A 22,237-nucleotide genomic window follows, 5' to 3' on the forward strand; every position below is an offset into this window, starting at 1 on the left:
TTGCACATCAATTTCCTTTATATTGCAAATATTTCGTGAGCATGGAAATAGCTGCTTTTATTGCATCTTCGTTCGCATTTAATTTATTATGATGCAATCCGTACGGAGAATCCACTCCAAGCCAAAACATAAATCCTGGAATTTCTTTTAACATATAACCAAAGTCTTCACCTGTCATCGCTTCTGTACATTCCACAACATCTATCTCCGTTTGCTTCCCTACAAAGTCCATAAACTCTTCTGTCAAGCTCTCTTCATTATATACTTGATAATAACCACAGCCAAAATCGATCGAACTTTCACAGTTATAACCAACTTCTATCCCCTTTACAAGAGATTGGACACGCTGTTTAACCAATTCCATGGAATCGCTGGAAAGAGTCCTCATCGTTCCTTCAATCCTAGCTGTTTCAGCAATAACATTTTGCACCGTACCGCCAGTGATTTTTCCAACTGTTACAACCGCACTATCAAGTGGATTTATATTTCTTGCAACAATCGTTTGCAGTTGAGTAACAAGACTGCAAGCAGCAATAACCATATCATTTGTATGATGTGGATAAGCTGCATGCCCTCCCTTCCCTTTTAAGTCGATAAACAGCTCTGAGGTGTTTGCAAACAATAAACCTGGTTTTAATGCTATCGTTCCAACCGGATATTCTGGAGCAATATGCAATGCCATCATCATATCCGGCTTCCATTTTCTCATGATATCGCTTTTAAGCATCGGTTCAGCCCCACCAGGCCCTTCCTCTGCAGGCTGAAAGATAAAGAGTACATCATCTTTGATAGGGTTGTGAACAATCTCTGTTAAGACGCCAAGAGCAATACTCATGTGAAAATCATGACCACATGCATGCATAGTATCCGGATGATTGGACTTAAACTCAAACCCAGTTTCTTCTTTCATCGGCAATCCATCCATGTCAGCCCGATATCCAATCAGCTTCGATGAATTCACCCCTAATACTTTTACAAAAATACCTGTTTTCCACGTCTTTACTTCTATTCTGTCAGCCTTTAAAGTACGAATATAGTCAAGCAAGTATGCTTGTGTTTTAAATTCTTGAAAACCCAATTCAGGAATCTGGTGTAAATCTCTACGAATTTTTATAAAACCGGTACTCTCTCCCATAACATACCTCCATTATAAAAAGCGCGGATTTCATCCACGCTTTTTGGTTTAAAATTATAGCTGACGAAGTTCGTGCATAATTTCTGTTTTAGATTTTGTTTTCTCATCAATTTCTTTAATAACGCGAGCTGGTGCTCCCGCAACTAACGTATTAGCTGGAACATCATCCAACACGATAGCTCCTGCTGCTACAACTGAACCTTTTCCAATTGTAACCCCTTCTACAACAACTGCATTCGCTCCAATTAATACATCATCTTCCACGATTACAGGTTTTGCAGAGGGAGGCTCAATAACTCCTGCTAAGACAGCTCCAGCACCAACATGACAGTTTTTACCTACTGTAGCTCGTCCACCAAGAATTGCCCCCATATCAATCATAGAACCTTCTCCAATAACTGCTCCAATATTGATAACAGCGCCCATCATGATAACCGCATTGTCCCCAATTTCTACTTGGTCTCTAATAAATGCTCCTGGTTCAATGCGAGCTTTAATATTTTTCATATCTAAAAGTGGTATAGCTGAATTTCTACGATCATTTTCTACAACAAAATCAGTAAACTTCTCTTTATTTGCTTCGATTATTTCGTTAATTTCAGTCCATTCTCCAAAAACCACTCCAGCATCTCCGCTAATAAATGCTTGTACTTTATCGCCAAAGTTTACATCAGCTAGATCACCTTTAACATAAACTTTTACTGGTGTTGACTTTGTGCTATTTTGAATAAATGAAATAATTTCATTTGCATCCATCATTTTCATCGTTTCTACCTCCATTATGTATAAATCTTACTCAGAAATTACTTTACCAAACAAAAGAAGTGAAAACAAGCAAAAAATATAAAGGCATTATCTCCGTATCTATTATCCCCTATTCCTAGGAGGATCTGTTATATATTCTTTAATGATATCCAAAAATGCCTGTACTTGTTTCAATTGAAAAGATGCCTCATAACCTAAAAGCCATGTTCGCCTTTTAATTGGCTCTTTATTTTCATTATATAAGGGAATCTTAAATAAATTATCACCAGCATCCTTTAATGCAATAGAAGGTAAAATACTATACCCGATTCCGTTAAACGATAATTGTTTACATGTTTCTATCTGATCAACTACAATCGTTTTTTTAGGTGGTGCTTGAAACTGTCGATGCCACCATACTTCTATTTCATCATAATAATTAGAATCACTTTTAAATTGGATAAACGGTCTATTTGTATGTAATAATTCATCTAAACTAGAAATTTCCGTATCAACAAGATACAAAGGGTCATCAAATAAATGCAATTTGGGGCCTTTCCAATCAGAAGATCCTCGAATAATACCAATATGGATATTATCTTCATAAATGGATTTTAATATTTCACTGCTCCATCCTGTTACAAGGGATATTTTTGCTTGAGGATATTTAACGACAAAGCTTTTTAATACAGATGGAAGCCAATTTTGTCCGACAATACTCGCAACGGCAATCTTTAACGTTCCGTGCACTTCCTCTTCTAAAGCAAACAGCGATTCCCGTACTTTTTCTTCTTTAGATATCGTTTCTGCCGCAAATTTTGTAACTATTTCTCCGGCAGAAGTTAAAGAAAGTCCTCTTTGTGATCGAATAAACAGTTTTGTCCCCCACTCCTTTTCAATTGTTTGCAGGCGCTGTGATAAAGCTGGCTGGGTAACAAAAAGTCTTTCAGCTGCTTTTCTCATATTCATTTCTTGTGCTAGAACTGTTAATAACTGAAGTTCAGAAATAGTTGACATTTTTAATCCTCTTTGCTTTTTTCTTAATAGTATAGCGTAAACTGCATCTCATTACCTATCTTTTCATCAATTAGTTTCTGTCGCTGAGCTGGTGAAAACACCAACCTTTATAATAAAGCCTTTGTGAAAAAAGTTAACCCCTTTATTCCTAACAAAAAAAGGCTCCTTGAAAAAGGAATCCTTTTTTGTTAGCTGTTGGCCTCTCCATAAAAGCAATCGTTTTCAAAAAAATAGTGCAATAAAAACTATCTTGAAAAACAAAAGCTTCATCAGCAAGCTATTATACTTGATGATTTACTTTCTTCAGATGGCTATTTAATCTTTGTAAAATGGTGCTTCTAGTTAATATTCCTTCAAAAATACCTTCTTCATCTTCTAAACAGATAAAAGGATGGTCTACTAAAAACTCTATTGTATCCAAAATTGATGTTTTGCTGTTAACTCTTGGGATAACGGTATTCATTACTTCTTGCACTTTAATGGTTTCCAGCTTTTCAAACTCAATCCTTTCTAACCCTAGGATTTTATTTGTAATAATAGATGTACTGATTAATCCATGTAATTTATAGAATGGATCAAGCACCGGTACTGCTGTATACCCGCTTTTTGTAAGCACTAATAATGCGTGTTCTAAATTATTTCCGATTTGCACATGAGCGACACGTTCTGACGGAATCATCAATTCGGTTAATGTGCAGTCTAAAAATTCTCCGCTGCGAATGCTTATCATAGCCGAAAACCTCTCAATCATTTATTTTCACATAAATATCTTAACATAGTTTTCGGGATGATGCCTTTTTTAACCTTTACTCGTTTCTATGTTCCTGATTGTATAGTCACAATTTGGACAATGATAAATGATGTTTTGATTGGATTGTGCTGTTAATACTTGCTCCAATGTTTCTTGTTTTAAGCATTGGGGGCAAATTACGTTTGGAATCATTTTAATCACCTCTGTTAGTAGCATAATCTTTGATTCTCTATTATATGTATTGTTCCATTATGTAATTTTTTCTTAGGATAAATAGGATTCCCTGAAAAAAGGGGTTGCTCTCTCAATTAGCCCGCAGCCGGTACACACTTCGCTTTCCATGGGTCGGGCGTCAGGCTTATCTCAGGAGTCTTTGTGTGTTCTTTGGTTCAATTTATAAAAAAACAACAAAAAAAGGAGCCTGTAACAGCTCCATAACTAGTTATTGAATGAGATCAAAGATTTCAATCGTAATCATATCAACATTGTCAAATTGATATCTTTTTGGTTTTTCTTTATCATTGTATACCTCTAATTCAAATGTTTCTGTTTTTGGGTGAAATGTTACCTGACATTTTCTTTCGCCATTCACCTCAAAAAAACGTTGGGTAGGTTCTCCCCCTGTTGCTTGTTCTTGTAAATTTTTTAAACGTGTCAATATACCTTGAAGTTGTGACATGCTCTCTCTCCTTTCAAACAAACCTATGTATGTCCATTAGGTTTCACTATTAGCATGTTTCTATACACTTTCCTTTTTTAAAATTAAAGTAAATTCTTCTTATGTGTAAATGCCAATAATAACAGAATAAAAGATTGTAGATGGTTTGTCCAAGTAAAAGTGTAAAATAAGCAAATCTTTTTTTATTTATTAAGTACTATGAATATTCCAATTGTTTATTCGTGATTGAAATACAGAAAAAAAATACGTATGATTAAGTTAAAACAAACCATCAGTAGTATGTTTTTCTCCACCAATTTGAGAGAAGAAAATCAGGATAAAACTACTATTATAATTAGGAGGATTATTATTTTGAAAAAAATCATCATATATACTCAACCAGATTGCCCCCCTTGCGAATATGCAAAATTTTTTTTACAAGACAAGGGTTTTCAATTGGAGTTAAAAGATATTCAAAAGAATGCAAAAGCTAAAAATGAATTAATCAAGAAGTATCAATCTTATTCTACTCCTACATTTGTGATTGATGATCAAGTAATTACTGGATTTGATTTAGAAAAACTGCAACAAGTATTAGGTTTTACGGATTAATAAAAAAATACTGTAAAAAAATAGGACATCTTTCATTAAAAAAGGGATGGATTTAGACTTGGCATTTGATGTTGAAATGAATTGCCTGAAAAGTGAATAGAATGATTTATTTTCTCTAAATCTACGTTATTAAAAGCAGTAAAGCGAACTCCATCTTGATACGAGACTAAAGTGGTTAAGTACTGTTGCCAATAAACCATCTGCGAGCTGGTACTCTTTATCGCCTTTTTTTCAGCTAAATAACTTTTGATGTCCTCATCCTGCAGTAGTTTAGATACTTTCCAATCATCATTTATCTTTTCTATTAATAACCCCTCATAATGATCGCTATACGTTACTGGTCCATCATTAGATGCATAAAAAAACTCATATACATAAATTTTATCCTTTTCAATGCTTACTTCCGTTTGATTGGAGAACTGAAAATAAGGGATGGAATATGCGGAAAAATCACTACCATATGTCAAATATTTATTATTTTCTTTTATAAGATTTTCTTTCAAATATAACTTTTGATAATCTTTCGTAAAATATGGAATTAATATCGTTTTTACTTCTTTTAAGTCTCTTTTCTTTTCACTCAAGGATACTTGAGCATAAAAGGCATTTTCTAAAAAGTCCATGACATCATCTCTTGACGATAATCCTTCTGCCGCAAACGAGGGAGTTGGTATAAAGTTTATAACAACTAGTACAAATGCAACTGCTTTTATTATTCTATTTCCCATTTCACTCTCCCTTTCCTAATTTTCCCTTAGTAGCAAGCCTCTACTGATGGAAGTTTCCCTTTATCTTCTTAATAGTAGCAGGATTTATAATCGTTGAACTGCTTATTCGTTCGTAAAATTCCTCTAAAAAATGACAAAATAATTAATTCTGTATTTATCATTTCCCCTATTCTTAAAGGAAAAAACACTAAATCTTAAATCAAGTGTTTTTTTAGATCTATACTAGATAAATGATAGGAATAAAAATGAGGCAGGGAGGGATGGAGGCAATGTCCTTAGAAAGAAACTTTTTATAAAAAAACTCTTTCAAAAAATTCCGATTTCTAGAATTTATACGAAAGAGTTTTTGTAGTTAATTTAATAATACATCCATTTTATCTAGAAAATTATAAGATAAATCGATAAATAAATAATCGTGACTATTTAAAGGAAAAGAATAGGTTCTAACCGTTTCACCAGTTTCAATATCACTGTATAAATCAGAAAGAATCCCCTTTTTCTCATTTCTCATTCGAATTATATTTTCGAGGAAATAAGGACGCCAGCTCCAATTTTTATTTTTGTAGTCTGATTGCAGTATCCAATCAGACGATTCTTTAAATATATTTGCAGATTTTTGGAAGCCATCCTCATCACAAACATACATTCTGAATGCAATATCAGATAAATCATTTTTCAAAAATTTAAGCAATTCTTCATATGAATTGTATTTTCGATATTTACTTAATAATTCTTGTAAATGACCTTGAAATTTTTCCGTTAATTGAAAAATCCCCGTTAATTTCTTTTTTTCATAAGAAATAAACTCATGAAACTCATTTCTTAAGGTTGTTTTCCTAATATGTCGATCAACAAACTGTTCTTCCGGATAATGCAAATAATATCCTTGATAAAACCGTCCACCATTTTTCCAAGCAAACTGCAGTTGATATACCATCTCGATATTTTCAAATAATAAAGTAGCACCGATCTTACGGGCTAGCATAGAAAGAGAATATAAAACATTTTGATATGTATGAGAAGTCGATGTAGAACGCAATGCTAATAAATCGATTTTCAAAATATCTGGAGCTAACTCGCCTATTCGATCCAAATGACTGCTGTCACTTCCCATCTTATCAATAGCCAATTTAATTCCATATGTTCGATAATAAATAAGAAGATGATCTAAATGATCAGACTGGCCTTTATAGTTTCTTTCCGAGATTTCAAGCACAATGCGGTTTAAAGAAATCCCTCTTTCCTCATAAGTTAACAGCATTTGTAAAAAAGCTTCTCCGTCATCTTGCATAAGCAAATCCGCATCCCTATTTATAAATAGCAGCACATCTTCATCAAGTTCTATAGCCTTTTCTAAAGCTTTTGTCAGAACAACATTATCGACTTCTTGTTTGTATTCTTCTGGTATGCCCTCATCCATAAAAAAAGGACCTAAACTTTCTATCGTACCATTTGATTTGTATCGTCCTAATATTTCATATCCAATTACCTTGTGTTCATCTGCACTGAATATTGCCTGAAAAAAAGGGATGACATTATCTAAATCCGTCAAAATATCCAAAGCGTCCATATTTTGAAAGCCTCCCCCTAAATAATGACTTATTATAACATAAAAAAACGCCTAATTTTGATGGTTTCACTGTATTATTTATTCAAACAGCTGAATATTCTTTCGATTTAATGATAGAATGTTCAATTAACCAGATATTTGGACAACCGCCAATTCCTATACAAGGATGGAAATAATGTCTTAACATAAATATTTGCTAACGGACAACCCTAATAACAGGGGTCGGCATATGAAAGAAGGAAACATATGCATCAGTTAAAGATAATCATTTTAACTTTGTCATTTTTTCCATTACAGGTAGTTTCATTACTTACACCGGAAAAGATACCTTATATTGATAACCAGAATATACCTCAATATCTAAATAAAGAGGAAAACCCATTAGACATTACAACTGGAAATCAAACTATTTTATTGGATGTACCTTTAATTAAACAAAATCCAGAATTAAAATATGGGTGTGAGGTAACAAGTTTAGCAATGGTTTTAAACTATGCTGGGATGCATGTAACAAAAATGGATTTATATAAGCAAATCAAAAAAGACACAGATCCCCTTATAAAAAATGGCCGGAATATTTTAAAATGGGGAGACCCAGCGGTTGGATTTGTAGGAGATATGACTGGAAAAAAAGCAGGATATGCTGTTTTCGATAAACCAATGGAGGATTTAGTCAATCATTACCTTCCCAACCAAGCACTTAATTTAACAAATCAACATTTCTCAGTCCTTGAAAATCATGTCGAAAAAGGTATGCCTATCGTTGTTTGGACAACCGGTGACTACCGTCTTCCTGACCGATGGGAATCATGGGAACATAATGGAAAAACCATTAAAACACCTCTAGATTTACATGCGGTAGTATTAGTTGGTTTTTCTAAAGAGTATGTATTTTTAAACGATCCCTTATCAGGAAGAAAAAATGTTAAAGTAAATAAAAAAAGATTTATTCAATCATGGATTGCATTAAAATCCAGAGCAATCAGTTATAAATAATCTTATCCATTAAGTGGAAGACTGCTTCCAATGTCATTAAGCTAATAGTGGAAAAGAATAAAAAGTGAGAGTTTCATTAGGTTTTCCGAGGCTTGCTGCTCGCTTTCCATGTGGGAGCGGTGAGCCTCTCTCATCGCCAGTTACTTTTGTTTGAGGTCATCAATTTCTATAGAGTCGAGCAGGCACCTCTTCAAACCAATTATTTCTAAAATTTATAGAACTTAAATTGATGACATTGGGATTGCTTACCACTTCAAAAAAATACGATTTCCCGATATTTCACTAATAATCCCCTCATTTATCTTTATGTTTTTTTGCAAACAAAAATACGTAATAGTATAAAAAGCAGCATTAAAAAACAGCATATGTTTTATTTTCCTCTTCTTCAAATTCGCTTTCTGCTGCCAAGATAATTTTTTTTTTTCATTTCATTTCATTTTTTTTATAAAAATAGTATAATAGCTTGTATTCTACATCCATTCGAAAGGAGTATAAAGATAATGAATAGGTACCAGCAACACCCATCCCATTTAAATCCAACTGTTGAAAACCTCTCACAAGCTATTTTTGTCGTAAATCGTCATGCTAAAACAGCTACTGATCCAAGACATTTGTATAAATTAAAACATGATAGTCTTAAAAAACTGATGGAAGAAGGAAAAGCAAAAAAAGTTGGACTACATTTTTCCGGTAATCCCAAAAATAGCCAACAGCAATCAGATATTCTAATTGAATGCGGAAAATATTTGTTTCATTTGCCTCCCACAAAAAAAGATTTTCAAGAATTACCCCATTTAGGTTCATTAAGCAATGATTTTCGAAATCCTAAATCAACTATTTCCTTAAATCAAGCAAAAAAACTCCTAATCCAATATACTGGAATAAAAGAACCAGATCAGCATGATCAAATAAGAAAGAAGAAATATGTAAAACCTGTTTTCAAAAAATTAGGAGAAAGCTATTAATTGCTTTCAGAATGTCGAGAAGTTAAAACTGCAAAACTTAAGCCGATTAAGAACCTTTGTCTATTGAGGAATGACACTTTTTGAGGAGCTGGGAGCTACAGAATGATAGCCAGAACGGCATTTGTCACTGGCTCGCTTGATGCAGCGAGTCAATCGCCGTTACAAACAGGCTAGCAGGACGATTGTCAATCGAAGCACAGTTAATTGATACTCCTTTCTACAAACTTAATCGTTCACTCTTTTTGGAGGCAATAAACACTTAAAAAGAAAAGGTCGGACCCTTCTTTTATTCGTATAGCATGTGACGAATAAGTAAGAGAATCTGACCCTCATTATAGCTTTACTTATCCTACTCTTAACTAGAAGGAAAAGATCTGCTGATGTAAATTTCATCTTATAGATATTTTTCAAAAAGTCTATTAAAAAGGACATGAACTTATATGATATGTTCATCAACTAATAAAATTAATTCAGCAATTTCCGGCTTGCTCACTTGTCCATCCGCACCAACTCTTTGTCCTTTATGTCTTAAATCTTCTGTTATTAAAGAAGAAAAAATAATAATTGGCAACTGTGCTAATTGGGGATCGTCCTTCACTCTTTTTGTAAAATGATGACCATCCATTTGTGGCATTTCAATATCCGTAATAATTAATTGCACAACATCTTCAATCCTTTTACCTGTATTTACGATGCCTTGCAGGAAATTAAGAGCCTCTAATCCATTTTCAAAAAATTCTATTTGATCAAAACCCGCCTCTGTTAATGTATCTAGTAAGAGCTTTCTTAATAACGGTGAATCCTCCACCACAATTAATCGCTTATTACTTCGTTCCCTTTTCCCCAACTTTTTCACTTGCTGTATATGTATGCCTGAATTCGGGTTAATATCGACCACAATTTTTTCAAAATCTAATAATAAAATCATTTCCCCATTCAACTTGATAACACCTATAATTTGGCTATCAGAACCTTGATACATATCAGAAGGTTTTTCAATATCCTCCCATGAAATTCGATGGATCTGTGTAACATTATGAACATGAAAAATAATTTTCGTTTTATTAAACTCAGAAACAATAAATTTATCTTTTTCCGGGGTTTCTGATGGAACGAAACGTAGAGCTTTTGCTAAATCAACTACTGGAAGGACTTCCCCCCTTAATTCCATAATCCCTTCAACATTCGGATGGGAATGTGGAATTTGAGTAACAGGTACTGGATTAATAATTTCCTTTACTTTAATCACATTTATACCAAATTTATTATTTCCAATAGAGAATTCAACAATTTCCAATTCATTTGTACCACTTTCTAATAAAATACCTTTTTCATTGTTCATATTTCCCTGATTCTCCTTCATTTATAAGATGCAGGATCATTTATACGGATAAAAGTTTACATTTACTTTGAAAATTCTTTGTTGCTATCTTAATCTCCAAAGACAACTTTTTTACATTATTACACATACGTATAAGCTCACCATTTCCTATAACAATTCTATCCTTTTTATCGGCCAATCTAATGTAAACTAAAGAAATAATATTGATTTAGCAAAAAAAATAAGCAGCTTAAAAGTAAGACTGCAAATTCTCATGCTCCCAATATGCAAGATAACCGACGCTGCCACAGGACGTGGCGCACTTAGTCGATTTTCATTGATTGCGTACTTAGTCGATTTTCATTGATTGCGCACTTAGTCCTACATACTTAGCAGCTTCTCCACGTTATCCGGGAATAAGCACCGCAAGAAACAGGGAGCGATGAAGAAAGTAAGCAAGTATTTTCTTGGAACCTGAGGCAGAAGATCCCCCCTGCCTGCAGAATGTTTACTTCTGAGAACTAAAAAATCATTTAAGAATCTATCTTTTGATCCGATATAGAGGCATGAATAACAAGCCCTATTACAGTCAATATAATTAAAGATCCAAGAGCCATTCTGCTTGCTGTATTTCCTAAATCTGCAAATACTAATGTGATACTCCCATAAAGAAGAGGGCCAATAATAGAGGAAACCTTTCCAGAAAATGCAAACAAACCAAAGAACTGTCCTCTTTTTTCTTCAGGCGTTATCTCCACTATATACGTTCTCGTTGTGACCCACATACTACCTAATGCTACTCCAAACAAACTTCCTGCAATCCAAAATATAGACTCGTTCCAAGCAAATGTTGCAATCAATAGAGCAATTACCAATAATACCCCAACATATCTGATCGCATGGTACGCGCCTCGCGCCTTTGCTATATGACCAAATAAAAAGGAACCTATAATGCTTGAAATCGTTGAGACTAAATAAAGAAAAATAAATTTTCCCGTAGTAAATCCTACTATCGCTTTAGCATAAACAGCCATCATCGCAATCGTTGTTGCTAATGCATCGTTAAGAAAAAAATACGCGAGCATAAAAACAAAAATAGTGCGATGGGTTTTTATTTGTTTAAATGTATCAACTATTTCTTTATAGCCAGAAAAAAATGATTGTTTTTTTATATTCTCTTTTGGTGAGTCTTTCATAAATAGGAATAAAGGCAAAGAGAAGATCAAAAATAAAAGGGCTGTTGGTATAAAAGCCTGATTGAATGCGTTCCCCTCTATAAATAGATAGACCGTTAATCCTATTAGCGTTCCCATATATCCAACCGCAACACCAAATCCTGATATGACTGGCAATTGCTCTTTTGTTCCTAAATCCGAAATCATATTATCATAAAACACTAAACTAGAATGATAAGTAAACTTTGCTAAAACAAATAATATAATTACTACAAATAACGAAACTGGAATAGAAGCGATCGTAGTGGATACTGTCATTTGTGCGAATATCCCCATACCAATAGTACAGAGTACGGTTAATACAGTGAATAGTAAGATATACTTTTTCTTTTGTCCCGTACGATCCATTACTACACCAAACAGCGGGGAAAATATAACTAATAAAAAGCTTGCAATTGCATTTGCATAAGATATAATCGTACTGGCAATTTGACTCTGAACTTCATTTGAACCAACTACTTCTTGTAAATAAAGCGGGAAAAAAATCGTATTAATATTAGACGAGAAGATAGTGTTTGCTGCATCATATATAGCCCAAGATAAAACAGGTAAAGAAAAATATAAGGCTAACCCTTCTTTATTCCATACATGATTTTTTTTTGTACGTTCCATCCAGCAGCTCCCTTCCATCAATGTTACTTATTATTTTGATTTCGCCACAACTGTTCCTGCGATTAAATCATGAAGTGCTTGTTTTTTTTCTGTAAATGCTGCCATTATATATCCTATAAATAATATCCCTGATAAAAAGCACATAATCAAATATCGACCAAGACTTCTCCAAAAGGAAATTCTCTCTCCATTTATTGTCATTACTTTTAATCCTAAAAGTTTCTTTCCAATTGTCGCTTGCCATTTAGATGATTGGAAAATCGTATAGTACAACGCAGTGATCAATATAAAAATACTAGCTGTTCCACAAACAGCAAAGATTATTGGTCCAGCAAGAGCCATTACTTCTTCTTCTGTTAATTCTTGTTCAAAATTTGCTGGATTATTTAAAAAGGATACCGCATCTTCTGAAGAACCTAAAAATAAAGCAAATAAAAAACTTCCTAAAAAGAAGAATGGTATGGCTAAAATAATTGTATCCAGCACATTTGCACCAAATCTAATCCAAAAACCTCCATAGTTTCTTTCTTCCATTTGTATTTCTTTTCTTACATTTATGTCCATGTTATTCCCTCCTGTTGTAAATAATAAATGGAAAATAATAATCAAACAACCTTTTTCATGTAAAATATACAGGAAGAAGAAATGTTATGTCATCGCAACCAAAGAATTTTAATATGTAGAACTATTTTTTTATTATATAGAGAGAGTTGTTACCATTTAGTGAAAAGTGTAACAAACGACTAGACCTTTAAAAAAAGAAAGAATACTATATAAATAGATACTATTCATAATAAAGGGAGCTTTTTATGAAAGCGCTCTAAAAAAAGGTGTGAAAACAGATGACGAAAGGTACAGCTATTCTATTTAAAGATGATTTAACGGTTGCTTTTTTCGAAAATCTTGATGCAGCTACTTTTAAAGAATTACAAAAAGAAAAAAACAAAATCTATCACTGCCAAAAATCAGCTGATTCTCTTCCAACAGTATCTTCCTTTTGGTTAGATGAGGAAATCGATTGGGAGTATGGATATTAAGCAATCATAAATAACCGACGATTTTTCTTTATTTAGGCTACCCTGAAAAAGGGTTCCGCAGGTGGAATAACTTTGCTTTCCTGTAGGCTCATCTACGATCCTCCTCGTTCATCACTGCGGGGTCTCTCTCGTCTTTCTCCCATTCCCACGAGAGTCTTCGTATATTCCACCTGCTCTCTGCTTAAGCCTGAGAATATACTTCACTTTCCACTTTCCACGGGGCGAACGGATTAATTTACACATTATTTTAATTAACTAGTATCAGGTTAGTTACTTGAACTACTCTCTGTATGTGTTATGAATTGGTTTAAACAAATCTTCCTTAGAATTTCTAACCAATGAAAAATTGTCAACATTATAATGACCGTTAAGTGTTGTATTATGATGTTGAATTATCTGTTGGGCAGATAATTTTTTAGAATTGGAAGTAGAATGTCCATCTTCAACTAAGGTTACATCAAAATGATTTACTGTTGCTGTTCTGACTGCTGTATCGATACAATGCTCCGTTTTACATCCCATTATCACCAGATGCTCTATATTATTTTGATGTAAATGTTCAAGTAATGGAGTGCCATAAAACGAATTTGTAGCAGCTTTATCAAATATAATAGCAGCGGATGGTACTTTAATATGTTGGTGTATCTGAAATCCCGGTCCCTGTCCATTTGAAACATCTAAATCTCTAACAAAAACAACAGAAATCGTCTCCTTTATTGCTTTTTCAATCACCGTGTTAATATTAGTAAGAAGCTTTTCCTTCTCAAAAACTCCCTGTTCTTCTTTATTACCTTCTATTAATTCGTGTTGAGCATCTATTATCAATAAAACTTGTTTCAAATAATTCTCTCCCTTATAACAAAATTCTTAAAACTTAACATATCCCTTTTCTTAATATAACAGCTATCCGAACATATTTAAATGACCTTACATTTATTTGAATTCTCGATAAAAAATCTAACGATACTTCTTCCATTTGACTGATAGTTTAAGCAATTTCTATCTGTATCTCTGTTTTTATCTTTATTTTGGTACTCTTTTTTTATTTCTCTTCCTTCCTGCATTTTCATGTAGTAATTCATTTGATATGATAAACTATAGTTCTTAATTACTGACTAGAACCAGTACTACACTACAATCAGGAGGCTAATATGGAACATTTGCTAAATAAACGGGTTCAAAATATTGAAATATCAGGTATTCGAAAATTCTCTAACATGGTAGCTGGAAATAAAGATATCCTTTCCTTGACGATAGGACAACCTGATTTTCCAACACCTGATCATATTAAAGAAGCAGCAAAATCTGCTATAGATGAAAATTTTACTACATACACCCATAATGCTGGAGATCTAACTGTCCGCAAAGCTGCTGCTGACTTTGTCGAAAAAAAATATCAACTTCATTATCTTCCTGAGACGGAAGTAATTGTGACTACAGGTGCAAGTGAAGCAATTGATATTGCCTTTCGCACAATACTTGAAGAAGATGTTGAGGTAATTCTTCCAGGACCAGTGTACCCTGGGTATGAGCCTATAATTAAATTATGTGGCGCAGAACCAGTGTATGTAGATATTCGGGAAAATGCATTTCGTTTTACAGCAGAATTGATAAAAAAACATATAACTGATAAAACTAGATGCATCGTTTTGCCTTATCCATCCAATCCTACTGGAGTAAGTTTAAATGAATCAGAATTGCAGGATATTGCAAACTTAGTAGCTGATAAAGAAATCTTTATTCTAGCTGATGAAATATACAGTGAATTAGTATATGATCAAAAACATCTTTCAATCGCAAGCATGCTTCGAGAACAAACTATTGTAATTAACGGTCTCTCCAAATCCCATAGTATGACTGGCTGGAGAATTGGCCTTCTCTTCGCACCTGAGGTAATATGCAAAGAAATTGTAAAAGTTCATCAATATAATGTAACTTGTGCTTCTTCCATTTCACAGAGAGCGGCATTACAAGCCTTAACAGTTGGTATAAATGACGCAGAACCTATGAATAAAGAATACAATAAAAGAAGAAAATATATATTTACTCGCCTAAAAAATATGGGTTTAGATGTTATTATGCCAGATGGCGCCTTTTATTTTCTTATAAAAATTCCGTTTGCACATATGAATTCATTTGAGTTTTGTTTAGACTTAGTAGAAAAAGGAAAGGTCGCTGCAGTTCCTGGGAGTGCATTCTCTCCTTTAGGTGAAGGCTTCTTTCGTATTTCCTTTGCTTACTCAATGGATACATTAGAAGAAGCTTGCAATCGATTAGAAAGCTATCTACAAATATACAAATAAAAAGCTGCATATACCATTGTAGCTCTTAATAGATTCCTTAAAGCAAAAAGGATGGAAAGCAAACATCAATCGTTTGCCTCCCATCCTTTTTAAATTGATCTATCATAAAATTTTATTTTTAAATAAAAAAACAGAAGTCATATTAACTCAGCGCTTTCCCCACGGAAAGTGTATAATAATCTGACTTCGGACTCATTGAGAGTGCAATTTCTTTTCAGGGTAGACACCCATGCAACCAAACATTCCCACCACGGTACATGAAAAGATACAGGTTTCTATTTTTTTATGAACTAAGTTTGAAGCAGAGAGCAGGTGGAATACACGAAGACTCCCGTGGGAATGCGAGAAAGACGAGACCCTGCAGGAGCGTAGCGACGAAGCGGCTCGACGCTCGCCCACAGGAAAGCGAAGTGTATTCCACCTGCGGAACCCTTTTTATCAGGGTAGCCGTTAGGTTAAAAAATAAAATTATAACTTATTGCTGTATTGCTGATAATATTTGTACAGAGCCTGTGTACCACTTTCATCTTCACCCAATGCAGATAAACGACTATACAAACTTTCTGCCAATTGCAAGCCAGGCACATCCATCTCCATTGCCTTTGCTTCTTCTAAAGCAATTCGCATATCTTTAATAAAATGCTTAATATAAAATCCTGGAGCAAAATCTCCTTTTATCATTCTAGGTGCAAGATTGCTTAACGAAAAACTTCCTGCAGCACCAGATGAGATACTTTGTAAAACAACATCAGGATTTAAACCAGCTTTTTCAGCATATACAACCGCTTCACAAACACCAATCATATTAGAAGCAATCGCAATTTGATTACACATCTTCGTATGTTGTCCCGCGCCAGCAACCCCTTGATAAACGATATTCGTCCCTAAAATTTCAAATATTGGTTGTAGATCTGTAAATGCTTGTTTTTCTCCGCCTACCATGATAGAAAGCTTAGCCTCTTTCGCTCCAATATCTCCACCAGAAACTGGAGCATCCAACACATGTATTTGCTGTTTTTTTCCTTCTTCATATATTTTTTTCGCTAAACTTGGAGTAGATGTAGTCATATCAATGGTATAACTATGTTCTTTTGCATTTGCAATTATCCCATTTTCTCCTAGATATACTTCTTCAACATCTTTTGGATACCCAACAATTGTAATGATTATATTTGCTTTTTGTGCTACTTCTTTTGGCGTGTTTGCCCATTCTGCTCCTATTGCAAGCAGTTCATCTGCTTTTTGTTTTGTTCTGTTATAAACAATGACTGCATAACCGCTATTTAATAGATTTTTAGCCATACTTTTCCCCATGACGCCTGTTCCAATAAAACCAATTGTACTATTCTTTTGTGATAACACTCTTTTTCACACTCCAAACTAGTAATTTATATGTCATTTTATGTAGATATATTTAATCATAGCATGAATTAGTGCTAATTACGCAAACAATTAGGACAATCTTTATTAATCATTTAAAAAAATATGAGTCCGCCTTTTTCAAATCACCTTTAAGTACGTGTCCAAAAAGGAGAATGAAGAGGACCAAGAAGTTCGAGGCGACTTAACTTTGAACATCAGCCTTCCACAGGATGTGGTGACTTCAACGTTGCTCACATCATAGGAAAACGTGAGCGTTTTAGTTGAAGATCCTCTAGTTAATTACGTGAGAAACGAAAGATTAGTCAACGAAGAAATTCGACGCGTCATTTTTACCGGACTTTTTAAACACCCTCTTTAAACAGTATCACCCAATTTAATCTATCAACAAAAAAAGGACCATCCCCAAAGGTATGATTTCGCTAATTTTCGTCTATTAACAGAACGAACAATGCGAAAATCGAACCTATCTAGGGACAGTCACTTAAAATAAGGGGAAAATGAGAATAGCTTGAGCCACTTAAACAACTTAAGCGCCTGTGCTTACTTTATTTTTACCCATACTTTCAATTGTTAAACATTTTTATTTAAGATAGTTTCGCAGCAGCTTTTACTGCTTCCATTACTTCATCAGTAGTAGACATTTGCAATGCTTTTGCTGCTAACTCTTCCATTTCAGCTTTAGAAAGACTTAAGATTTGAGATCTAGCTTTTAGGATAGAAGTTGCACTCATTGAGAACTCATCTAAACCTAAACCTAATAATAATGGAATAGCTGTTTCGTCACCAGCCATTTCTCCACACATACCAGCCCATTTTCCTTCTTTGTGCGCTGCATCAATAACCATTTTAACTAAACGCAGGATAGAAGGGTTGTACGGTTGGTATAAGTAAGAAACTCGTTCATTCATTCTGTCTGCAGCCATTGTGTATTGAATTAAATCATTTGTTCCAATACTGAAGAAATCTACTTCTTTAGCAAATTGGTCTGCAAGAACAGCAGTAGATGGAATTTCAACCATAATTCCAAGTTCGATTTTCTCAGCTACTTTTGTGCCGTTTGCAATTAAATTCGCTTTTTCTTCTTCTAAAAGAGCTTTAGCAGCACGGAACTCGTTTAATGTCGCAATCATCGGGAACATAATTTTTAAGTTTCCGTAAGAACTTGCACGAAGCAATGCTCTTAATTGTGTACGGAAGATATCTTGCTCCTCTAAGCATAAACGAATTGCACGGAAACCAAGGAATGGATTCATTTCTTTTGGTAGATCAAGGTATGGTAATTCTTTATCTCCACCAATATCCAATGTACGAACAACAACTGGTTTGCCTTCCATTCCTTCGAGAACAGCTTTATATGATTCAAACTGCTCATCTTCTGTTGGAAGTTGATCTCTACCCATATATAAGAACTCTGTACGGTATAAACCTACAGCTTCTCCACCATTGTTTACAACACCTTCTAAATCATTAGGTGTACCAATATTTGCTGCTAATTCAACATGAACACCATCAGCGCTCACTGTTTTTTCATTTGCAAGCTTAGCCCATTCAGCTTTTTGTTTTTCATAATCAGCAGCTATTTTTTCATAGCTTGCTACTACTTCTGGTGTTGGATTAATATGAATTTCTCCTTTTAATCCATCAACAATAACAAGGTCGCCATTTTGAATATCTTCTGTAGATTTTTTTGTTCCAACAACAGCTGGAATTTCTAAAGAACGAGCCATAATTGCAGAATGGGAAGTTCTTCCTCCAATATCTGTTGTAAACCCTTTAACAAACTGACGATTTAATTGTGCTGTATCAGAAGGTGTTAAATCTTCTGCAACAACTACTACTTCTTCAGCAATCATGCTAGGGTTTGATAAATGTACGCCTAATAAATGAGAAAGTACACGCTTCGTTACATCACGAATATCAGCTGCACGTTCTTGCATATATTCATTTTCCATTGATTCAAACATGTTAATAAACATATCTGTTGTTTCTTTTAATGCAAATTCAGCATTAACTGCTTCCGTATTAATTTTGTCTTCGATAGGTGCGATTAATTCAGGATCACTTAAAACTAATAGATGCGCTTCAAAAATAGCTGCTTTATCAGCACCAAGCTCTGTATTTGCTTTAGTACGAATAGCTTCTAATTCTTCTTTTGATTTTGTTAACGCAGATTGAAAACGATTAATTTCATTTTCAGCATTATCAATTGAAGATTTTTCAAAAGAAAGATCAGGTTCAACTAAACGATAAGCTTTAGCAATGGCAATCCCGCTAGATGCTGCAATTCCATTTAAAAAACTCATTATTCTGCCAAACCTTCTTTGTTTAAAGTTTCTGCTAATCCATTAATAGCATCCTGTTCGTCGTTACCTTCCGCACTGATCTTAATATCCGCACCTTGACCAATACCTAAAGACATTACACCCATAATTGATTTAAGATTAACTTTTTTCTCTTTGTATTCTAAATGAATTTCAGAATCAAACTTGCTAGCCGCTTGTACTAAAAGTGTAGCAGGACGAGCATGAATCCCTGTATCAGCTATTACTTTAAATTGTTTTACTACCATTAAAAATCAAACTCCTTTATAAAAAATTAAATAAGATGTATTACTTTATACTAACTTTTTAAAACTTAAACAACCTTATATAATAGTCAAGAATTGTTTAACCCATAACTAATATATAATTTAATAGTTACAATTGTAAACCTTAAGCTAAAAAGATGTTAATAATATGTGTTATTCGCCTTGTCACATCTTTCGTTTGACTATTATATATTCTTCAAATTAAGCAAAAAAATGTAAGGAAATCTAAATAAGTATGTAGGCATTTAAGTTTATACAAAATGACATCTCACCAAAAAGAATAGCATTTCTTCCGTACGGAGACAATGATAAATTCTTGTTAAACAGAAATAATTCCATTAAAATTTAACGAAGTTGTCATATATTCTAATAATTTTAATGAATCCAGCCTCTTTTTAATGGAGAAAGAAATGTTTTAACTTACAATGAATGTGGAAAAGAAAACAATTGAATATTCTCCTTGCCAACTAATTAGTTAATCTCGACAACCTGGCTTAAATATCCTATTATTAGATAAAAAGCAGTGGTGAAAAAACATGAAATATAAACGTGATGAAGCATTTCGCTATCAGTTTAAAGAACCAATTGAAGCAACCTTTACTTTCCAAACTGGGAATACGAATAGAATGTCTAAGATGGGAAAAGCAACTATTATTGATCTTAGTCCAAATGGTTTAAAGTTCACTTCAGAACTAGATTTACCAGTCGATAATAAAGAGCTTTTATTTTTCTTTCGATTTATTTTGAACAAAAAAGAGTTTTCTATTCCTGGAAATATAATATGGAAAAAACAAAGGCACAATTATTTTCAATATGGTTACGAAGGAAAAAATGATGAAGAAACAAAAAAAAGAATTATAGAAGTTTTAAAAGAGTATTCAAAATCCTAACCCAGTATCTTCAAACTGTAAGATGCTTAGTGCTTAAAACCCTTGCAGATTCAGCCATAACGAAGAGCTTGTCTATACTAATTACTAACTTTTCAGACCGCCTGATAACGCTTGTTTTAATAATGAATGTGGCTTTTACAAAAATTGCATATAAAAGCAAACACACACTACCAAAGAGCAAAACTAGTGTTATCCGCAGTCTGAGTTTAGTTTAACTTCTTGGCTCTTTTAAATAATGAAATGTAACATCTCCACCTCGTTCAGCTATTCCACGAAAATGTTTGAAATCGTCTCTTTTCACAAGATGTTCACGAAAGAATAAAAATTCTTCTTTTTTTATCCTTGCTTCTTCTAATTCTCCATTAGCTAATTGCTGAAGCATCTCTTTTATATTCTCTTCTGTCATCTATAACCCTCCCTTTTTAAAACATGATAAACTTTTGAATTAAAAATTATATTATAATATTTTATTCTTTTCTAAAAGATAGTCATCTATAAAAACCTTGTGCAGATACTTCATTGTCAAAAGTGACTTGTTAGGATGCAAGGCAAAACAATTAGTAGATTATTATTGTATAGTATAATATTATTTAAAATAATTTCCAAACCATTTTATTCTGCTTTTAATATCCAGATAATTCACATTAATACGTTAAGAACATTTTATCTTTTCCTAGCATATTATATATTCATTCATGCATAAAACAGATGGATCTACCATATTTCTTTACGAATAAATTCTTTTAGTGCAAAATATAACTACAGAATTTATATAAAATTTGGAAACATAAGGAGTGGATGCAAGTGAAAAGAGCCGAGGTTGGGAGTATAATTGAGTTTAGAGGGTTACAAGGTGTTGTTGAAAAGGTAAATGAGAACTCTGTAATTGTCGATTTAACCTATATGAACAATTATCGTGATCTTGAATTAGAACGAAGAACAGTCGTAAACCATAAAAACTATAAAGTAATTAAATAAAATATATTTCAAATTAACCTGTGTTTTCTTCCTATTACAGACAGACATATTTCAAAACTTTCAGGCTGTTCGAAAGTGTGTTTGCCGACAGCCTGAAGATTCTCTCCCTTTATTCAGCAAGTTCTTTTTTTGTTTTTACTTTACCATGAGGCTTTTGGTTTTGTTTTCGCTCCGTCCATTCTCTTTCCTGCTCTTTTTGTGATTTAGACATATATACCCTCCTTTCGCTATTCTTTACATAGCTTAAACTATTTCTATTTTTTTATCCTCTCTGCTTTCTGTTTTCTTCAGCTTGTTTCTTGCTGTATTCTTTTTATCGGCTGCCGTAAATTCCCTCTTTTTCAAAATGTTCTTTTTTTTGTTATTGACCATAAGAAAAAAAACTGTTACCATCACAATATATTTTATATATGAATAGCATGCTATGAATGTTGTGGATAACACTATAACAGGAGCAGCTTCTGGAGAGACCGCTCCATGCGGCACCGAAGGATTCACAATCTCAGGTAAAAGGACAGGAGAGTAACTAATACATACTTTACGTAATGATTTGTTATTCTGACTGATAACTACCCGAAAGATTGGAGAAATCCAGTCTTTTTTTCATATTGTTACACTGAAAAATTGGCTGTCTATTCTAGATATGACTTCAAAACGAAATAAATGAACAGAATCTTCTTATTAAAGCAACCTATTTTGTTAAAGATAATGTTGT

24 protein-coding genes and 1 riboswitch are annotated in these 22,237 nt (G+C 33.5%); of the genes, 7 read left to right on the top strand and 17 right to left on the bottom strand.

Annotated features, from left to right (window positions below; translation table 11 throughout):
* Positions 1 to 7 precede the first annotated feature (7 nt).
* The 6 genes from AC5LWL_RS15585 to AC5LWL_RS15610 form a co-directional block, all read right to left on the bottom strand.
* Positions 8 to 1,135, bottom strand: a complete 1,128-nt coding sequence (locus AC5LWL_RS15585) for an N-acetyldiaminopimelate deacetylase (RefSeq protein ID WP_493435165.1) — start codon at positions 1,133 to 1,135, stop codon at positions 8 to 10.
* 54 nt (positions 1,136 to 1,189) lie between these two features.
* Positions 1,190 to 1,900, bottom strand: coding sequence for a 2,3,4,5-tetrahydropyridine-2,6-dicarboxylate N-acetyltransferase (gene dapD, locus AC5LWL_RS15590; protein ID WP_493435166.1), 711 nt, complete (start codon positions 1,898 to 1,900; stop codon positions 1,190 to 1,192).
* A gap of 102 nt (positions 1,901 to 2,002) precedes the next feature.
* Positions 2,003 to 2,896 (bottom strand): transcriptional regulator CcpC, encoded by an 894-nt coding sequence (gene ccpC / locus AC5LWL_RS15595; RefSeq protein ID WP_493435167.1) that lies wholly within the window; start codon positions 2,894 to 2,896, stop codon positions 2,003 to 2,005.
* A gap of 280 nt (positions 2,897 to 3,176) precedes the next feature.
* Positions 3,177 to 3,626 carry a cyclic-di-AMP-binding protein CbpB gene (gene cbpB / locus AC5LWL_RS15600; RefSeq protein ID WP_493435168.1) on the bottom strand — a complete coding sequence of 150 codons (450 nt, stop codon included), beginning with the start codon at positions 3,624 to 3,626 and terminating at the stop codon, positions 3,177 to 3,179.
* 69 nt (positions 3,627 to 3,695) lie between these two features.
* On the bottom strand, positions 3,696 to 3,839 hold the full coding sequence (locus AC5LWL_RS15605) for a hypothetical protein (protein WP_493436700.1): 144 nt from the start codon (positions 3,837 to 3,839) through the stop codon (positions 3,696 to 3,698).
* A gap of 250 nt (positions 3,840 to 4,089) precedes the next feature.
* A complete protein-coding gene (locus tag AC5LWL_RS15610) occupies positions 4,090 to 4,326 on the bottom strand; it encodes a YkuJ family protein (protein WP_016200943.1) in 237 nt (78 codons plus the stop codon).
* Between the two features lie 351 nt (positions 4,327 to 4,677).
* Here AC5LWL_RS15610 and AC5LWL_RS15615 point away from each other — a divergent pair, with 351 nt between their 5' ends.
* Positions 4,678 to 4,917: a glutaredoxin family protein gene (locus AC5LWL_RS15615; protein ID WP_493435169.1), complete on the top strand. Its 240-nt coding sequence runs from the start codon at positions 4,678 to 4,680 to the stop codon at positions 4,915 to 4,917.
* A 35-nt stretch (positions 4,918 to 4,952) separates the two neighbouring features.
* Here the strand turns inward: AC5LWL_RS15615 and AC5LWL_RS15620 are convergent, their stop codons facing one another.
* Positions 4,953 to 5,645 (bottom strand): DUF3993 domain-containing protein, encoded by a 693-nt coding sequence (locus AC5LWL_RS15620; protein WP_493435170.1) that lies wholly within the window; start codon positions 5,643 to 5,645, stop codon positions 4,953 to 4,955.
* Positions 5,646 to 5,997: 352 nt separating this feature from the next.
* Positions 5,998 to 7,215 carry an EAL domain-containing protein gene (locus AC5LWL_RS15625; protein ID WP_493435171.1) on the bottom strand — a complete coding sequence of 406 codons (1,218 nt, stop codon included), beginning with the start codon at positions 7,213 to 7,215 and terminating at the stop codon, positions 5,998 to 6,000.
* Between the two features lie 246 nt (positions 7,216 to 7,461).
* Between AC5LWL_RS15625 and AC5LWL_RS15630 the strand changes: the two genes are divergently transcribed.
* Together AC5LWL_RS15630 and AC5LWL_RS15635 are read left to right on the top strand one after the other, a co-directional pair.
* Positions 7,462 to 8,211, top strand: coding sequence for a C39 family peptidase (locus tag AC5LWL_RS15630; protein WP_493435172.1), 750 nt, complete (start codon positions 7,462 to 7,464; stop codon positions 8,209 to 8,211).
* Positions 8,212 to 8,711: 500 nt separating this feature from the next.
* Complete coding sequence (locus tag AC5LWL_RS15635) at positions 8,712 to 9,176, top strand: YkyB family protein (protein WP_493435173.1); 465 nt, start codon at positions 8,712 to 8,714, stop codon at positions 9,174 to 9,176.
* A gap of 436 nt (positions 9,177 to 9,612) precedes the next feature.
* Here AC5LWL_RS15635 and AC5LWL_RS15640 read toward each other — a convergent pair whose 3' ends face one another.
* The 3 genes from AC5LWL_RS15640 to AC5LWL_RS15650 form a co-directional block, all read right to left on the bottom strand.
* Positions 9,613 to 10,518: a chemotaxis protein gene (locus AC5LWL_RS15640; RefSeq protein ID WP_493435174.1), complete on the bottom strand. Its 906-nt coding sequence runs from the start codon at positions 10,516 to 10,518 to the stop codon at positions 9,613 to 9,615.
* A 512-nt stretch (positions 10,519 to 11,030) separates the two neighbouring features.
* Positions 11,031 to 12,344, bottom strand: a complete 1,314-nt coding sequence (locus AC5LWL_RS15645; protein ID WP_493435175.1) for an MFS transporter — start codon at positions 12,342 to 12,344, stop codon at positions 11,031 to 11,033.
* 30 nt (positions 12,345 to 12,374) lie between these two features.
* On the bottom strand, positions 12,375 to 12,908 hold the full coding sequence (locus AC5LWL_RS15650) for an RDD family protein (RefSeq protein WP_493435176.1): 534 nt from the start codon (positions 12,906 to 12,908) through the stop codon (positions 12,375 to 12,377).
* A 278-nt stretch (positions 12,909 to 13,186) separates the two neighbouring features.
* Here AC5LWL_RS15650 and AC5LWL_RS15655 point away from each other — a divergent pair, with 278 nt between their 5' ends.
* A complete protein-coding gene (locus tag AC5LWL_RS15655; protein ID WP_493435177.1) occupies positions 13,187 to 13,381 on the top strand; it encodes a hypothetical protein in 195 nt (64 codons plus the stop codon).
* A 279-nt stretch (positions 13,382 to 13,660) separates the two neighbouring features.
* On the opposite strand, the gene AC5LWL_RS15660 is transcribed toward AC5LWL_RS15655, so the two are convergent.
* Positions 13,661 to 14,221, bottom strand: a complete 561-nt coding sequence (locus AC5LWL_RS15660) for an isochorismatase family protein (RefSeq protein ID WP_493435178.1) — start codon at positions 14,219 to 14,221, stop codon at positions 13,661 to 13,663.
* A 311-nt stretch (positions 14,222 to 14,532) separates the two neighbouring features.
* Here AC5LWL_RS15660 and AC5LWL_RS15665 point away from each other — a divergent pair, with 311 nt between their 5' ends.
* The gene (locus AC5LWL_RS15665) at positions 14,533 to 15,684 is read left to right on the top strand and encodes an aminotransferase A (protein WP_493435179.1); all 1,152 of its coding nucleotides are present in this window, start codon (positions 14,533 to 14,535) and stop codon (positions 15,682 to 15,684) included.
* 468 nt (positions 15,685 to 16,152) lie between these two features.
* Here AC5LWL_RS15665 and AC5LWL_RS15670 read toward each other — a convergent pair whose 3' ends face one another.
* From AC5LWL_RS15670 to AC5LWL_RS15680, 3 genes are all read right to left on the bottom strand, one after another.
* Entirely contained in the window at positions 16,153 to 17,046 is an 894-nt protein-coding gene (locus AC5LWL_RS15670) for an NAD(P)-dependent oxidoreductase (protein WP_493435180.1), read from the bottom strand.
* Positions 17,047 to 17,651: 605 nt separating this feature from the next.
* A complete protein-coding gene (gene ptsP / locus AC5LWL_RS15675; RefSeq protein WP_493435181.1) occupies positions 17,652 to 19,370 on the bottom strand; it encodes a phosphoenolpyruvate--protein phosphotransferase in 1,719 nt (572 codons plus the stop codon).
* Positions 19,370 to 19,636: a phosphocarrier protein HPr gene (locus AC5LWL_RS15680; RefSeq protein WP_493435182.1), complete on the bottom strand. Its 267-nt coding sequence runs from the start codon at positions 19,634 to 19,636 to the stop codon at positions 19,370 to 19,372. The genes ptsP and AC5LWL_RS15680 overlap by 1 nt, the downstream gene beginning before the upstream one ends.
* A 554-nt stretch (positions 19,637 to 20,190) precedes the next feature.
* Between AC5LWL_RS15680 and AC5LWL_RS15685 the strand changes: the two genes are divergently transcribed.
* A complete protein-coding gene (locus tag AC5LWL_RS15685) occupies positions 20,191 to 20,544 on the top strand; it encodes a PilZ domain-containing protein (RefSeq protein ID WP_493435183.1) in 354 nt (117 codons plus the stop codon).
* A 211-nt stretch (positions 20,545 to 20,755) separates the two neighbouring features.
* Here the strand turns inward: AC5LWL_RS15685 and ykzS are convergent, their stop codons facing one another.
* Positions 20,756 to 20,950: a protein YkzS gene (gene ykzS, locus AC5LWL_RS15690; protein ID WP_493435184.1), complete on the bottom strand. Its 195-nt coding sequence runs from the start codon at positions 20,948 to 20,950 to the stop codon at positions 20,756 to 20,758.
* Positions 20,951 to 21,348: 398 nt separating this feature from the next.
* Here ykzS and AC5LWL_RS15695 point away from each other — a divergent pair, with 398 nt between their 5' ends.
* Entirely contained in the window at positions 21,349 to 21,522 is a 174-nt protein-coding gene (locus AC5LWL_RS15695) for a YkvS family protein (protein ID WP_493435185.1), read from the top strand.
* Between the two features lie 109 nt (positions 21,523 to 21,631).
* Here the strand turns inward: AC5LWL_RS15695 and AC5LWL_RS15700 are convergent, their stop codons facing one another.
* Complete coding sequence (locus tag AC5LWL_RS15700; RefSeq protein WP_493435186.1) at positions 21,632 to 21,733, bottom strand: DUF6254 family protein; 102 nt, start codon at positions 21,731 to 21,733, stop codon at positions 21,632 to 21,634.
* A 240-nt stretch (positions 21,734 to 21,973) separates the two neighbouring features.
* A riboswitch (glycine riboswitch) is annotated at positions 21,974 to 22,050 on the top strand.
* Positions 22,051 to 22,237: the final 187 nt, after the last annotated feature.

Source organism: Niallia sp. WK069_GA_01 (genome assembly GCF_983173855.1).

Coding starts and splice junctions, on each gene's coding strand:
- AC5LWL_RS15585 (WP_493435165.1), bottom strand. CDS start 1,135: ATGGGAGAGAGTACCGGTTTTATAAAAATTCGTAGAGATTTACACCAG.
- dapD (WP_493435166.1), bottom strand. CDS start 1,900: ATGAAAATGATGGATGCAAATGAAATTATTTCATTTATTCAAAATAGC.
- ccpC (WP_493435167.1), bottom strand. CDS start 2,896: ATGTCAACTATTTCTGAACTTCAGTTATTAACAGTTCTAGCACAAGAA.
- cbpB (WP_493435168.1), bottom strand. CDS start 3,626: ATGATAAGCATTCGCAGCGGAGAATTTTTAGACTGCACATTAACCGAA.
- AC5LWL_RS15605 (WP_493436700.1), bottom strand. CDS start 3,839: ATGATTCCAAACGTAATTTGCCCCCAATGCTTAAAACAAGAAACATTG.
- AC5LWL_RS15610 (WP_016200943.1), bottom strand. CDS start 4,326: ATGTCACAACTTCAAGGTATATTGACACGTTTAAAAAATTTACAAGAA.
- AC5LWL_RS15620 (WP_493435170.1), bottom strand. CDS start 5,645: ATGGGAAATAGAATAATAAAAGCAGTTGCATTTGTACTAGTTGTTATA.
- AC5LWL_RS15625 (WP_493435171.1), bottom strand. CDS start 7,215: ATGGACGCTTTGGATATTTTGACGGATTTAGATAATGTCATCCCTTTT.
- AC5LWL_RS15630 (WP_493435172.1), top strand. CDS start 7,462: ATGCATCAGTTAAAGATAATCATTTTAACTTTGTCATTTTTTCCATTA.
- AC5LWL_RS15635 (WP_493435173.1), top strand. CDS start 8,712: ATGAATAGGTACCAGCAACACCCATCCCATTTAAATCCAACTGTTGAA.
- AC5LWL_RS15640 (WP_493435174.1), bottom strand. CDS start 10,518: ATGAACAATGAAAAAGGTATTTTATTAGAAAGTGGTACAAATGAATTG.
- AC5LWL_RS15645 (WP_493435175.1), bottom strand. CDS start 12,344: ATGGAACGTACAAAAAAAAATCATGTATGGAATAAAGAAGGGTTAGCC.
- AC5LWL_RS15650 (WP_493435176.1), bottom strand. CDS start 12,908: ATGGACATAAATGTAAGAAAAGAAATACAAATGGAAGAAAGAAACTAT.
- AC5LWL_RS15655 (WP_493435177.1), top strand. CDS start 13,187: ATGACGAAAGGTACAGCTATTCTATTTAAAGATGATTTAACGGTTGCT.
- AC5LWL_RS15665 (WP_493435179.1), top strand. CDS start 14,533: ATGGAACATTTGCTAAATAAACGGGTTCAAAATATTGAAATATCAGGT.
- ptsP (WP_493435181.1), bottom strand. CDS start 19,370: ATGAGTTTTTTAAATGGAATTGCAGCATCTAGCGGGATTGCCATTGCT.
- AC5LWL_RS15680 (WP_493435182.1), bottom strand. CDS start 19,636: ATGGTAGTAAAACAATTTAAAGTAATAGCTGATACAGGGATTCATGCT.
- AC5LWL_RS15685 (WP_493435183.1), top strand. CDS start 20,191: ATGAAATATAAACGTGATGAAGCATTTCGCTATCAGTTTAAAGAACCA.
- ykzS (WP_493435184.1), bottom strand. CDS start 20,950: ATGACAGAAGAGAATATAAAAGAGATGCTTCAGCAATTAGCTAATGGA.
- AC5LWL_RS15700 (WP_493435186.1), bottom strand. CDS start 21,733: ATGTCTAAATCACAAAAAGAGCAGGAAAGAGAATGGACGGAGCGAAAA.